This is a genomic window from Acinetobacter lactucae (assembly GCF_013344765.1).
GTDB lineage: Bacteria > Pseudomonadota > Gammaproteobacteria > Pseudomonadales > Moraxellaceae > Acinetobacter > Acinetobacter lactucae_A.
This window is the reverse complement of the sequence record NZ_JABVBF010000308.1, coordinates 1-1566: the sequence shown is the minus strand read 5'-3', so window position 1 is coordinate 1566 and position 1566 is coordinate 1. Positions and strand designations below refer to the sequence as shown.

General features: G+C 39.2%; 1 protein-coding gene. It reads right to left on the bottom strand.

What is annotated here, in order from left to right; translation table 11 throughout:
* Positions 1–58 precede the first annotated feature (58 nt).
* A complete protein-coding gene (locus tag HUN22_RS16915; protein WP_174731827.1) occupies positions 59–1492 on the bottom strand; it encodes an amino acid permease in 1434 nt (477 codons plus the stop codon).
* Positions 1493–1566: the final 74 nt, after the last annotated feature.

The window sequence follows — 1566 nt, the reverse complement described above, 5'->3', positions numbered from 1 at the left end:
GCCATAAAAAAGGCCCCATATGGGACCTCTAAAACTACATTTCTATGTGCTTACAAGCTTAGCTCTGTACTTCATCTTTGTTTCGATAAAAAATGAAATAGCTTGCATAGCAAAGAAGAATAAAAATAATGCAACAAATAAAACCAACGTGCATGGATGGATCAAACACCATGCTGATACAGGTAATGATACAGAATAGCCCACCTACAATTGGAGTAAGAGGAAAAAGAGGTGCTGCGAAACGTAAATCTTTTGCTGTTTTACCTGACTTATACCATTGTCTACGGAAGTTAAATTGGGAAACACAAATCGCAATCCAAACCACAACCATTGTAAAAGCTGCAACACCCAACAAATTCTTAAAAATTGTTTCTGGTGCAAATTGTTCTGAAAGTAAGCCAGGAATTGCCCCAAACATCGTTACAGTAATAGCAACAATAGGTGTTCCCGAAGGAGTTAATTTAGAAAATATTTTTGGTAATTGATTTTTCGCCGAAAGCGACCACATCATACGTGAAGCAGCAAACAAACCAGAATTCGCAGCAGAAAGTAAAGCAGTAATAATTACAAAGCGAATAATGTCTTCTGCGTAGGGAATCCCAATATAATTAAATACGGTTACAAAAGGGCTATTACTTACTTCATTCGCACTAAGTCCTGCGAGTTGGTATGGTAGTAACGAACTAATCACCACAATTGTACCCACAAAGAAAATTAGTAGACGCCAAATAGCTGCGTTGATTGCCTTAGGAACTGTCTGTGCTGGATTTTCAGCTTCGCCAGCCGCCACCCCAATTAACTCTGTGCCAGAAAAAGCAAAGTTAACAATAAGCATGGTGGCAAAAATTGGGAAAAGACCATTTGGAAACCAACCGTGAGCAGTTAGGTTACTGAATAATGGCGCTGTCTCATGCCCTTGGTAAGGAATAAAACCGAAGATCGCCAATAAACCCAAACCAATAAAACAGATGATTGTGACAACTTTGACGAGTGCTAACCAGAATTCAGATTCGGCAAATAATCGAGTTGAACTAATATTAAGAAAAAAAACTAAGGCGCCAAAAAAAAGAGTCCAAGCCCATACCGAGGTAGATGGGAACCACTCCTGAACCAATAAAGCCGCAGCGGTAAACTCAGTTCCTAAAGTTGCAGTCCAAGTTAACCAATAAAGCCAAGTAATCATATAGCCCGTACCCGGACCGATATAACGACGAGCGTATTCCCCAAAAGAACCTGATTCCGGCACATGGACCGCCAATTCACCAAGACATAACATCACGGTATAGGCAATTAAACCGCCCAAAAAATAAGAAATAATTGCGCCAATGGGACCTGCTTGAGAAATTACATCACCAGACCCTAAAAAAAGACCTGTACCTATGGCACCGCCAAGGGAGATCATCACCAAATGTCGAGTACTCATTGCTCGTTTCAAAGGTGCAGAACTTCCATGTTGCGATGCATCATTATTCCGATAATTTAATGATTGCATATAAAAAACTGTAACGACAATTTAGTAAAAAATCATTTTAGGAGAAAAAAATAAATATGCAATTATCTTTGAAT

What these genes read in the sequence shown, in the direction of transcription:
- HUN22_RS16915 (WP_174731827.1), bottom strand. Translation starts at nt 1,492, where the DNA reads ATGCAATCATTAAATTATCGGAATAATGATGCATCGCAACATGGAAGT.